Raw genomic sequence first — 12,077 nt, 5'->3', positions numbered from 1 at the left:
CTCTTTCAGAGTCAACCCGTTATTTCAGGATTTTTTCTCTTCAACCGACCGGGTTGTCTGTGAAGTGATTCACATCTGCCGTGTCGATGGAGGCGCATTATAGGGAGTTCTCCGCAGGCCGCAACCGCTAAATGACAGAAAAATGACTGACTGCTGCATTCCACAGCAAAACCCCGCCTTATACCCTTTTACACACAGACTTATCCACAGCATCATCAGGATCCCGATGCGATCCTGCGAACTGAAAAGGAAGATCAACTATACTAGCGGCAAATATTCTTCCTGGCAGAGCACTCCCTCATGAACACACAACGCCTCGCCCGCGACTGGCGTCTCCCTACCGCAGGGGTGATGCTGCTGGCTATTCTGTTTGCCAGTTTTACCCTGCATACGCACTGGAGCGCCTTTATCCAGTGGTGTCTTGCCACTCAAATTACCCTGCATCGTTATCTGGTGATGTATCTGCTGCAGCTGAATAACCACCAGTACAGCCGCGGACTATGGCTCTTAACAGGCGCCTTCCTTTATGGCGTGCTGCACGCCATCGGGCCGGGGCATGGGAAATTCATTGTGACGACCTATCTGACCACTAATAAGGAAAGCGAGCGGGCTGCCCGGGTCGTTCCTTTCCTTGGCAGCCTGATGCAGGGCGTGAGCGCCATTCTGTTTGTCTTTATTCTGGCGGTGGGGTTTAACCTCGCCTCAGGGGATATCAGTACCAGCCGCTGGTATGTAGAGAAGATAAGCGCAGTGCTGATTGGTGTATTCGGCGCGTTCGTCATTTATCAGGCATTAAAGAGCCTGCGTCCGCGCAGAATGACGATCTCAGCCATCAGTCCCCTCCATCAGCACAATGAACACTGTGGCTGCGGCCATCACGGCGTGGGTGCCGACCTGACGCAGGGAGACTGGAAAACTCGCCTGGGGGTGATTCTGGCGATTGGCGCACGCCCGTGCAGTGGGGCAATCATGATTCTGATGTTTTCAAATGCGCTGGGCATTGTCACCTGGGGGATGGCTGCCGTCATGACAATGTCCCTGGGAACGGCACTCTCGATTATGGGGCTCTCGCTGGCGGTACGTTATGCCCGTGAACGCACGGTGGCCTGCTTCGGGGGAAATAGCACGTTAAGATGGCTGGTGCCAGCCGTCAAAATAGCCGGCGGGATAGTTCTGATCCTGTTCGCGACCGTTCTCTTCCTGACGGTCATCCCCATCAGCGCCAATGGCGACTACATCGCTGCCGGATGCTAATAAAAGAAAACCCGCCGTTGGCGGGTTTCTTTATTACTCGTTGATGCGTGGATGCTGATCCACCAGTCGGGAGCGTTTTTTCTGCAGTTCTTCAATCTCTGCGTCAATGTCTTCAATCTTCTGCTCTACATTATCGTAGTGCTCACGCAGGATCTCTTTCGCTTCCTGAATATCCGATGCCGCAGGCGTCGCCCCTTTCAGTGGACGGTTCGCCGTCTCCTTCATCGTAATACCGGTAATCAAGCCAATCACCGCGATCACCATCAGGTAATAAGCAGGCATCATCAGATTCTGCGTGCTTTCCACCAGCGAGGCGGCAAGCGTCGGGGTCAGACCGGCAATCAGTACCGAGATGTTAAAGGCTGCCGCCAGCGCACTGTAACGAATATGCGTCGGGAACATCGCAGGCAACGTTGAGGCCATCACCCCGATGAAGCAGTTCAGGATCACTGCCAGCATCAGCAAACCCGCAAAAATCAGCCCCAGCACGTTACTGTTGATCAGAATAAAGGCCGGGATTGCCAGGGCAAACAGCGCCACGCTTCCCAGAATAATGAACGGTCGACGGCCAAAACGGTCACTCAGCAGGCCCATAATCGGCTGCACGAACAGCATACCCACCATGATGGCGATAATAATCAGCACACCGTGATCTTCCGAGTAATGCAGGTTATGCGACAGATAACTCGGCATGTAGGTCAGCAGCATGTAGTAGGTTACATTGGTCGAAATCACCAGACCAATACAGACCAGCAGGCTGCGCCAGTGCTTAGTGGCAATCTCTTTGAACGATACCTTCGGACCATCCTGCAGCCCTTCGCGGTCACCCTGCTCCAGTTTCTCAACGTGCTGCTGGAACGCCGGCGTCTCTTCCAGCGCATGGCGCAGATACAGACCGATGATCCCCAGCGGCAGCGCGAGGAAGAACGGAATACGCCAGCCCCAGTCGAGGAAGTTCTCTTCACCGACGACGGTTGAAATCAGCACCACGACACCCGCACCCATCACGAACCCGGCAATCGAGCCGAAGTCCAGCCAGCTCCCCATAAAACCGCGCTTACGGTCCGGGGAATACTCCGCGACGAAGATCGAGGCACCGGTATATTCCCCACCGACGGAGAAACCCTGCGCCATCTTACAGAGCAGCAGCAGAATCGGTGCCCAGATGCCGATCGTGGCATAGGACGGAATCAGGCCGATACAGAAGGTACTTATCGACATGATGACAATGGTGATGGCAAGGATCTTCTGGCGACCGTATTTATCACCGAGCATACCGAAGAACAGACCACCCAGCGGGCGAATAAGGAAAGGAACGGAGAACGTCCCCAGTGCGGCAATCATCTGCAGGCTGGGATCAGCCCCGGGGAAAAACACTTTACCTAACGCGTAGGCCACAAAGCCATAGACACCAAAATCGAACCATTCCATCGCATTACCGAGCGAGGCTGCGGTGATGGCCTTACGCAATTTTGCGTCGTCAATAATAGTGACGTCGCGAAGCGTGATGGGTTTAATCTTTTTCCTTCTCAGCATAGCTATCCTCGTTGACTCGGCCCTGTCTGTTTCACAATCCAGTGTGGGTGCTGTGAACCTTGGGATCCGCTCCATGCGAATCGCCTTATTCAAGCGTAGCAGGTTTACTTACATTGACGTTTATCGTCGATACAACCGAACCTGTTGACGCCTGCCAGGGCAGTTAATGACCTTTTTACCCTACCAGCGTTTATATTTGTGATCAACTTCACACATATATTTATGCTGCGTAAAGTGAAGACAGTCTTTGTCAATTTCCGCAAATAAGCACTTTCTCAACCCGTCCCAAAGAAACATTTTCATGTTGTCCCCTTTTCTTTTTTTCACGACATAAAAAGCCGCTTTTTTACAAGAGATTTACATAAACCCCATCCAGCCAGAACGCGGCGTAAAGTTTACAATCAATATGTGACGCAGATAACTAAAACACTGTTTTATTTTCATTGAATCATTATTCCAGTGATCGCATGATAATTCCCGAAACATAGCGATGAGTGTTTTCTGACAAGAGAAAACCAGAGCGCTTACTGAATTTTGTTGCGGGGTTATCCAATACAAGCATCAAGAAAACCCTTCATCATTTTGAATTTATTGATTTTTTATTCGCGCCCGCCGCTCGCTATGAGGGGTAACATTGTGAGGGTTGTATATGAAGATTAAAGCCACAATAGAACGTATTCCTGGTGGTATGATGCTGGTCCCCCTGGTACTCGGTGCTATTCTGAATACCTTAGCGCCTGAAACCGGGGCTTATTTTGGCGGTTTCACAAAAGGGATGATTACAGGCACCGTCCCCATCCTGGCAGTCTGGTTCTTTTGTATCGGTGCATCCATTAATTTACGTGCAACAGGCACCGTATTACGCAAATCCGGCACGCTGGTCATAACCAAAATAGCGGTGGCCTGGGTTGTCGCCATGATATGCGCGATGTTCATTCCGGAGAATGGAATTCAGACCGGTTTCTTCGCGGGTTTATCGGTCCTGGCAATTGTCTCGGCGATGGATATGACTAACGGCGGGTTGTATGCCAGCCTGATGAACCAGTACGGAACGAAAGAAGAATCCGGGGCATTTGTTCTGATGTCTCTGGAGTCCGGCCCGCTCATGACGATGCTGATCCTAGGTTCTGCTGGCCTGGCCTCTTTTGAGCCTCACCACTTTGTTGGCGCGATCCTGCCCTTCCTGATCGGTTTCGCCCTCGGGAATCTGGATCACGATCTGCGCGATTTCTTCAGCAAAGCCACACCCGTACTCATCCCGTTCTTTGGTTTTGCGCTGGGCAACACCATCAACCTGAACGTGATCCTTGATACGGGCCTGCTGGGTATTGTGCTGGGGGTTGCGGTCATCATCATCACCGGTATTCCGTTGATTATTGCCGACCGCGTGATTGGCGGCGGAAACGGCACGGCGGGTGTCGCCGCCTCTTCAGCCGCAGGTGCTGCGGTCGCAAACCCGGTGATTATTGCTCAGATTAACCCGGCCTTCGAACCGGTAGCCGCTTCTGCAACGGCACTGGTGGCTGCCAGCGTGATTGTTACCGCGATTCTGGTGCCGATCATCACGGCACTGTATGCGAAACGCTACGGAAACGTGCAAGAGAAAGATGTAGAAAGGAAGGCAGCAGAGCTTCAACATTAACAAACCGCACCAAACCATCCCCTCTCCCCTCTGGGGAGAGGGCCAGAGTGAGGGGTGAGGGGTTCAACCAAAAATCTCCTCCACCATCGCCTCCACCAGACGTTTTGCCGAACACAGCCTCGGCATCCCCAGCGCAACGGTCTGCCAGTTTTGCGTAACTGACCAGCTCACCGGGTGTTTATCCGCCTGACACCAGTCACCCAGCCAGCCCAGCATGTCTTTATGATCGATTAAACCCGCCGAAGCGGGTGTGGTCAGCCACTGATGATAGAAATGGCGCGTCGCAGGAGACGCATTGATACCCTGAGCAAGATAATTGGCAGCCATACTGCGTAAATTATCCTTGAGCATGGCCGATACATCGTCCTTCGCCAGACGGCAAGCATCGCCGAAGGCCCCCCAACGCAACTCTTCCAGGACAATGAAACAACGCCCGGCCAGCGACCAGCCATCATAATGACCGGCTCGCCAGCGAGTGAAAATTTGCTCGCTGTGCTCACCCGCCTGGACGGTCAGTCCACGCTGAGTTAGCGCCTTTTCTTTATAAACGGCACGTTGGGTAAAATGCGATGAGAGCTCAGCGTACTGTTCAAGCAGGCCCGGAGAGGGCTGAGCCCTTAAGTGAGCCTGCTGACGAAGTGTATTCAATTTATCCGCCATCAGCGTAAGCGCAAGATGGCCAGGGTCAAGCATCCCGGCGAGTTTTTCAGCCAGACCGAGGCGCAGGGCAGCATTCTCATTCAGCATTCCGGCCATCGCCCAGGGTCGTAACCGGGTGTGCGTCATGATCTCCTGAGTCAAGCGCTCACGAAACTGCAGCTGCTGCGGCCCCAGATGAGGATGACGTGCAACGTCCACGCCCTGCACAAGATCGACCATAAATTTAGGATGAATACACTCCAGCGTCCGCCCGGGACCGTCCAGTAGCTGTGTTGTCATGGTTGCTCTGCCGCGAATAGAGTTTGAATATCATCGCGTAACAGTCGGGTATCTTCCTGTATCCACGTCGCAGTAGTGATACTTTGCTTCAACAGCTGGCTGAGCGCTCGGGTCGAATGCTCATTTTGTTGACGCACTGCGAGGCTATCACGCAAGCTTTCCTGTAACCCGGTCAGGTATAACGAAAATTCTGCAAAGAACGTCGCCATTCCTGCCGTAACAGAGACATCGACCTGGGCGGACAAAGCTTTACGTATATGTTCACAAAACTGATCAATATGTTGCTTAAATTTGTCATGTAGCTGCGCAATGTCGATAACATAGCGCGTGCGGGTCGCCACATATTCATCCCAGCCCCAGCCCGGATTATTCAGCCAGCGAGAGACGGTCTCACGCATGCTGCCCGCGCCCGATGGCTGTCCTGCAGGGCGGTTGTCCTGCGCGATGGCATCGTTAAACAGCGCCTGCGTATTGACGTTAAGCTGGTTAGCCTGAAAAGCCGGGAAGCTAATCCGCGCCCGAAAGCCGGCATGGCTCAGATGCTCTTTAATACGCGTTTCAATGGGACGCATGGCGTCATTCAGGGAACGCGCCAGCGTAGACTCCAGCTGATCGAAGCGTAACGCCAGCTCCCGGCAGATCTTTGTCTGCGCATCCAGCATGATAAGCTCGCAGGAGGAGCGGATTTTACTCAGGGCAATCTGTGCCTGCCCCTCGTCATCCAGAACCAGCTGCTGTAGTTCTTGCGGCTCGTCACCACGAGGATTCAACCGATCGTTACCGGCTAAATCAAGGATATTGCGAGCGCTGAACACGTGACCAATCGCCTGGTGAAGCGCTGTTTTTTGGGCCCCCATAAAGTCCGCAGTGGCATTCAGCGCCTGCTCAACTTCATGTTTCACCTCATCGCTCACCACCCGTTGGCGCGTCTGCATCATCGCCATGTCCTCTTCCAGACGCGTAATATTCAGTTCCAGCGCGTCAAAGGCGACCGTCAGCCCCTGATAGCGGAAGTCGAGATATTCCCGGGCATTTTGTGCGTAGTTGAGCAGCTTATGGGACGCCGAGCGCAACGCAAATAACGAGGCATTAGCATAGGCGGCGTAAATCAGTTTGCGTATCGGTTGTTCAAACAGCGAATCTTCCCAGAGCAAATCGGCGGCATGACGGATATGGCCAATATCATCCAGGTCCGCCGTACGCCAGCGGCGACCGAGGGCGGCTTCGGCAAAATCCTGCACCCAGGGTTGCTCCTGATGATCCGGCAGTTGTCCGTGGGTATTCATCTCGTAGCGAGCGCGGTTCGCCAGATACGCCCACATGGAGGAGACAGGGTAGATCTGGCCAGGCGAAATATTGCCTTTCATTAAGGTGCCGGAGATCATCGCCCGGACCTGCTCTTCATCATCGCTATTGCGATCTTTCTGGTCGAATTTATTCACCAGGGCATACAGAGGCACGGATTTCCCCGCCACCGAAATAGCCTGACGGACCTCTTCATCAGATATAGATTTAAGCTGGGTATAATCCATTACCGCCAGCACCGCCGATGCGCGGGCTAACTGCTCACTCAGCATTTTTTGCAGATGCGGCTGTCCGGCCTCATTAGGCCCAGGGGTATCGAGCAGCGTCAGTTGCCCGAGGTGGGCATCCAGACCCGCAAGATGCACGAACTCCACTTCAATGACCGGAATGTGTTCAATGGCCGCGTATTCTGAAAACGGAAACGCCACGCCCAGCGCCTGAGAGAGTCTGACCAGGTCATTGAGGCTTTTCAGGCAATGAAATATTGGCTGCGCTCCAAGATGATGCTTTTCAAAGGCTTCACCTTTTTCAATGCGTTCCAGCAGCGTATTCATGTCTTTATCAATTTCCAGATGCTGAGCCAGCTTCCCGCGATCGTAATCGCAGAGTTGTTTCTGCAGCAGCTGGATCAAATCATCAATAGGCGAGACATGTGAGAAATGGAGTACCGGCTCTTTCTGGCCTGGCGTATGACGAATCAGGGTAGGAAGCGCCGTCATTGGGCGGTTGCGATTAGGCAACACTTCGGTCCCCACAATGGCATTAATGGTGGTCGATTTCCCCGCTTTCATGGTACCAACGATAGCCAGAACCATTTCCAGACGTGTTATTTTGCGTAATTCATTATTCAGCATTGCCTGCTGCGCTTCGACACCCCGCGCACTAAAATGCAAAGGCAGAACGTTGTTCTTTTCACCCGTAATAGCGGCCGTCGTGTTCTCCAGCATCGCTGTCGGCATTGACTTCAAGGTATCAAGATTTTGCAGGGCAAGCTGTAACAAACGCTCAGCTTCCTGGCTTAATTCAAAAATGGTCTGTGTGTGCATGATAAAAGCCTTTCCTTAACGCAAATTTATTACTTTTATTAAGCCACTGGTATTAATTATGATGTTCAGGCTTATATGATCACGTGTGGAAAACATGTTCACCGGAATATAACTGATTGAAGATAATCAGAAATAAATGGCTATCCTTGCATGGCGTGTAAAGCTCTCCTCAAGGCCTGACAGCCAAAAGATAAAAAGCGTAGCCCTTTTTAAGAAACTTCAGGATATATCATCATTATTTACCCACCTAAAAAGAACGGGTTATGCCACAACCATACGAAATGCATGGCAGCAAAGACCAAAGATAAATAACAATGTGTTGCTTCACCTTATCCGAAATGAAGGTGCGTAGCAATTTGCCACAATAAAATATTCGATATATTTAGCGACTTCTCTTTCCACCGTGTTAATGACGTTAGCATCGCTTAACTGACTGACAGGAAGTGTCACTCCCGACACATTTTTTGCTTTTTTTTAAATTCAGAATATCACCGACAAACGTGTGGATTTGCGCTATACTTGCCGCCTTTTTCGGCACACTGCCGTCATTTAGCTGGCATTTTCCAGCGTGTTAACACTTTTTTGAGGATACCGATATGTCTCTCCCACACTGCCCGAAATGCAATTCTGAATACACCTATGAAGATAATGGCATGTTCATCTGCCCGGAATGTGCGCATGAATGGAATGATGCCGAACCGGCACAGGATGCAGATGCCCTGATCGTAAAAGATGCGAACGGTAACCTGCTGGCGGATGGCGACAGCGTCACCGTAGTTAAAGATCTTAAAGTCAAAGGCAGCTCTTCCATGCTGAAGATCGGTACCAAAGTAAAGAACATCCGTCTGGTTGAAGGCGATCATAATATCGACTGCAAAATTGACGGCTTCGGTCCGATGAAACTGAAATCTGAGTTCGTGAAAAAGAATTGATTTTTCTCCTGTAGGCCCGATAACCGAAGCGCCGCCGGGCGCTTTTCCGGATGTGCTACGCTTATCCGGCCTACAAAAAAAGAACTACACTTAATGGGCTTTTCTTACGTGAGGTAAAGAATATGCCGTTAAGTCCCTACATCTCCTTCGCCGGCAACTGTGCAGAGGCAACCGCCTTTTATCAGCAGGCCGTCGGCGCTGAACTCCTCTATAAAATCACTTTCGGTGAAATGCCCAAAAGCGACAGCAGTGAAGAAGGCTGTCCGTCCGGCATGCAGTTTCCTGATTCCGCTATCGCCCACTCTAACGTCCGCATTGCGGGCAGCGACATCATGATGAGCGACGGGCAGCCGCCGGGCAGCAACGCGCAGTATGCCGGGTTCACGCTGGTGCTCGACACGCAGGATGTGTCAGAAGGCAAGCGCTGGTTCGACAACCTCGCCGCAGGCGGCAATATCGACATGGCGTGGCAGGAGACCTTCTGGGCGCACGGTTTCGGTAAAGTCACCGATAAATACGGCGTACCGTGGATGATTAACGTCGTTAAGCAGCAGCACTAATTTTCTGGCGGTGGGCGGTCCGCCTCCGCCTGTCATCAAACTCCCCTCAACTCTTCAAATTCCCGCAACCCAGACTTAACCCAAATGTCACATTGATGCGCCAGCATGAGGCCACATTTATCGTGAGGCCCCGCACATGCAAACTGTCATCCGCGTCGAGAAACTGAGCAAGACCTTCAATCACAACAAGGCGCTGCATGCCGTTGATCTGACCGTCCAGCAGGGCGACATGGTGGCGCTTCTCGGCCCTTCTGGCTCCGGTAAATCCACCCTTCTGCGCCATTTAAGCGGTCTTATCACCTGCGATAAAACTTCGGAAAGTCACGTCGAATTGCTGGGCAACACGGTGCAGCGCGCCGGGCGTCTGGCAAGTGATATCCGCAAGAGCCGTGCCCAGACGGGCTACATCTTCCAGCAGTTCAACCTGGTCAATCGCCTGACGGTACTGGAGAACGTGCTGATTGGCGCACTCGGCAGCACACCGTTCTGGCGCACCTGCCTGCGCTGGTTCTCACCTTCCCAGAAGCAGGAAGCTCTTCAGGCGTTGACTCGCGTCGGTATGGCACACCTGGCCCACCAGCGTGTCTCCACCCTGTCCGGTGGACAACAGCAGCGCGTCGCCATCGCCCGCGCCCTGATGCAGAAAGCAAAAATCATTCTGGCCGATGAACCTATCGCCTCGCTGGACCCGGAATCCGCCCGCATCGTGATGGAAACCCTGCGCGACATTAACCAGAACGACGGCATTACCGTGGTGGTAACGCTGCATCAGGTGGATTACGCCCTGCGCTACTGCGAGCGCATTGTCGCCCTGCGTCAGGGCCATGTGTTCTTTGACGGCGCAAGCCACCAGTTTGATAACGAACGTTTTGATCATCTCTACCGCAGCGTAAACCGCGTCGAAGAGCGCGCGCAGGCTGCATAACTCCCCATAACGAGGAATGGAAATGAACTACAAAGCCGTTGCCGCGCTGGCCTTTACCAGCATGTTCAGCATCAGCACCCTGTTAAGCCCGGCGTATGCACAAGAGCAGGAAAAAGCGCTGAACTTCGGCATTATTTCGACGGAATCACAGCAGAACCTGAAGCCTCAGTGGGAACCGTTTCTGAAAGATATGGAAACCAAACTGGGGATCAAAGTGAATGCCTTCTTCGCCCCGGACTACGCGGGCATTATCCAGGGTATGCGCTTTAATAAAGTCGACATCGCCTGGTACGGCAACCTCTCCGCAATGGAAGCGGTGGACCGCGCCAACGGCCAGGTCTTTGCCCAGACCGTTGCGGCAGATGGCTCCCCGGGGTACTGGAGCGTGCTGATCGTGAACAAAGACAGCCCGATCAACAACCTCAACGACATGCTCGCCAAACGCAAAGAGCTGACCTTTGGTAACGGCGACCCGAACTCCACCTCCGGCTTCCTCGTCCCTGGCTACTACGTCTTCGCGAAAAACAACGCCTCCGCCAGCGACTTCAAACGCACCGTCAACGCCAGCCATGAAACCAACGCCCTGGCCGTGGCGAACAAGCAGGTGGATGTTGCCACCAACAACACCGAAAACCTCGACAAACTGAAAACCTCCGCGCCGGACAAGCTGAAAGAACTGAAGGTGATCTGGAAATCGCCGCTGATCCCGGGCGACCCGATCGTCTGGCGTAAAAACCTCTCCGAAAGCACCAAGGACAAGGTGTACGACTTCTTTATGAACTACGGCAAAACGCCGGAAGAGAAAGCGGTTCTTGAGAAACTGGGCTGGGCACCGTTCCGCGCCTCCAGCGACCTTCAGCTGGTCCCGATTCGCCAGCTGGCGCTGTTTAAACAGATGCAGGCCGTGAAGGACAACAAAGGGCTCAAGGAAGAAGAGAAGACCAGCAAAGTCTCTGACATTCAGGCCCAGCTGGAAGACCTTGACCGCCTGACCGCGGCACTCGGCGCCATGACCAGCGTAAATAAAGCGGTGCAGTAGTTTCTTTTCCCCCTCTCCCCGTGGGAGAGGGCCGGGGTGAGGGCATCAGCGCGCACATTTCCCCCTCACCCTAACCCTCTCCCTCAAGGGAGAGGGAATTAAAACCCAAGGAGCCAACATGCAAACCATCACCCTCCCGCCGCCAAAGCGCAGCTGGTTCTCGCTCATAAGCTGGGCCATCCTGCTGGCGGTGCTGGTTATCTCCTGGAAGGGCGCAGAAATGGATCCCCTGCTGCTCTTCAAAGATTCCGGCAACATGGCAACCTTTGCCGCCGACTTCTTCCCGCCGGACTTCAGCCAGTGGCAGGACTATCTCAGCGAAATGGCCATTACCCTGCAAATTGCCGTCTGGGGCACCGCCCTTGCCGTCATTCTCTCCATTCCGTTTGGCCTGATGAGCGCGGAAAACATCGTGCCGTGGTGGGTATACCAGCCGATGCGCCGCCTGATGGACGCCTGCCGCGCGATTAACGAAATGGTCTTTGCGATGCTGTTCGTGGTGGCCGTGGGTCTGGGTCCGTTCGCGGGCGTCATGGCGTTGTTCATCCACACCACCGGGGTGCTCTCCAAGCTGCTCTCGGAAGCGGTCGAAGCCATTGAGCCCGGCCCGGTGGAAGGCATCCGCGCCACCGGCGCCAACAAAATCGAAGAGATCCTCTACGGCGTCCTGCCGCAGGTGATGCCGCTGCTGATCTCCTACTCGCTGTACCGCTTTGAATCCAACGTTCGCTCCGCCACGGTCGTCGGCATGGTCGGTGCAGGCGGAATCGGCGTCACCCTGTGGGAAGCGATTCGCGGTTTCCAGTTCCAGCAAACCTGCGCCCTGATGGTGCTCATCATCGTCACCGTCAGCCTGCTGGATTTCCTCTCTCAACGTTTGCGTAAGCACTTCATCTGAG

General features: G+C 53.5%; 10 protein-coding genes. 7 read left to right on the top strand and 3 right to left on the bottom strand.

The features are described from left to right. Positions 1–300: 300 nt before the first annotated feature. Positions 301–1,254: a nickel/cobalt transporter gene (locus ACOTY9_RS20345; protein WP_348566066.1), complete on the top strand. Its 954-nt coding sequence runs from the start codon at positions 301–303 to the stop codon at positions 1,252–1,254. A gap of 33 nt (positions 1,255–1,287) precedes the next feature. Here ACOTY9_RS20345 and proP read toward each other — a convergent pair whose 3' ends face one another. Further along, on the bottom strand, positions 1,288–2,790 hold the full coding sequence (proP, locus tag ACOTY9_RS20340; protein WP_032637715.1) for a glycine betaine/L-proline transporter ProP: 1,503 nt from the start codon (positions 2,788–2,790) through the stop codon (positions 1,288–1,290). 649 nt (positions 2,791–3,439) lie between these two features. Here proP and kdgT point away from each other — a divergent pair. After that, positions 3,440–4,432: a 2-keto-3-deoxygluconate transporter gene (kdgT, locus tag ACOTY9_RS20335; protein WP_014882192.1), complete on the top strand. Its 993-nt coding sequence runs from the start codon at positions 3,440–3,442 to the stop codon at positions 4,430–4,432. Between the two features lie 63 nt (positions 4,433–4,495). Here kdgT and ACOTY9_RS20330 read toward each other — a convergent pair whose 3' ends face one another. After that, complete coding sequence (locus ACOTY9_RS20330) at positions 4,496–5,371, bottom strand: diguanylate cyclase regulator RdcB family protein (RefSeq protein ID WP_032637716.1); 876 nt, start codon at positions 5,369–5,371, stop codon at positions 4,496–4,498. Next, positions 5,368–7,722, bottom strand: a complete 2,355-nt coding sequence (crfC, locus tag ACOTY9_RS20325) for a clamp-binding protein CrfC (protein ID WP_014882190.1) — start codon at positions 7,720–7,722, stop codon at positions 5,368–5,370. Before crfC ends, ACOTY9_RS20330 begins: the two co-directional genes overlap by 4 nt. A gap of 596 nt (positions 7,723–8,318) precedes the next feature. Here crfC and ACOTY9_RS20320 point away from each other — a divergent pair. From ACOTY9_RS20320 to phnE, 5 genes are all read left to right on the top strand, one after another. Next, a complete protein-coding gene (locus ACOTY9_RS20320) occupies positions 8,319–8,654 on the top strand; it encodes a zinc ribbon domain-containing protein YjdM (RefSeq protein WP_008500067.1) in 336 nt (111 codons plus the stop codon). Between the two features lie 122 nt (positions 8,655–8,776). After that, positions 8,777–9,214, top strand: coding sequence for a VOC family metalloprotein YjdN (gene yjdN / locus ACOTY9_RS20315; protein WP_014882189.1), 438 nt, complete (start codon positions 8,777–8,779; stop codon positions 9,212–9,214). Between the two features lie 136 nt (positions 9,215–9,350). After that, a complete protein-coding gene (gene phnC / locus ACOTY9_RS20310) occupies positions 9,351–10,139 on the top strand; it encodes a phosphonate ABC transporter ATP-binding protein (protein ID WP_045135407.1) in 789 nt (262 codons plus the stop codon). A gap of 22 nt (positions 10,140–10,161) precedes the next feature. Next, a complete protein-coding gene (gene phnD / locus ACOTY9_RS20305; RefSeq protein WP_045135406.1) occupies positions 10,162–11,178 on the top strand; it encodes a phosphonate ABC transporter substrate-binding protein in 1,017 nt (338 codons plus the stop codon). 118 nt (positions 11,179–11,296) lie between these two features. After that, a complete protein-coding gene (gene phnE, locus ACOTY9_RS20300; RefSeq protein ID WP_023331823.1) occupies positions 11,297–12,076 on the top strand; it encodes a phosphonate ABC transporter, permease protein PhnE in 780 nt (259 codons plus the stop codon). Position 12,077: the final 1 nt, after the last annotated feature.

This window comes from Enterobacter cloacae complex sp. SHL012 (genome assembly GCF_049237505.1).
Lineage (GTDB): Bacteria > Pseudomonadota > Gammaproteobacteria > Enterobacterales > Enterobacteriaceae > Enterobacter > Enterobacter kobei.
This window is presented reverse-complemented; position numbering and strand designations above follow the sequence as displayed.